Below are 278 nucleotides of genomic sequence, written 5' to 3'. Positions count from 1 at the left end.
GTAACTTAAAGCAAACAATAAGAATGGGCCCTTCTCGAAAACAAAGTACTAAATTTACCTTTGATCACATAATTGGTGATTCTGAAGCCATTCAATCAATCATTACTGAAGGAAAAAGAGTAATTCGTACATCTTCCTCCATACTTCTAGTAGGAGAAACAGGCACTGGGAAAGAACTATTTGCACAAAGCATCCATAATGAAAGTCAGCGTTCAACAAAACCCTTTATTTCACAGAACTGTGCCGCTATACCTGATACACTCATGGAAAGCTTATTA

At 36.7% G+C, this 278-nt stretch carries 1 protein-coding gene; it reads left to right on the top strand.

Going from position 1 to position 278, the window contains the following annotated elements; all coding sequences use genetic code 11:
- Positions 1-278 (top strand): sigma 54-interacting transcriptional regulator (locus tag SB717_RS35380; RefSeq protein WP_410907596.1); only part of this gene is annotated, 278 nt, incomplete at both ends.

Origin of the sequence: Priestia sp. SIMBA_032 (genome assembly GCF_046535215.1) — a bacterium.
GTDB lineage: Bacteria > Bacillota > Bacilli > Bacillales > Bacillaceae_H > Priestia > Priestia aryabhattai.
This window is presented reverse-complemented; position numbering and strand designations above follow the sequence as displayed.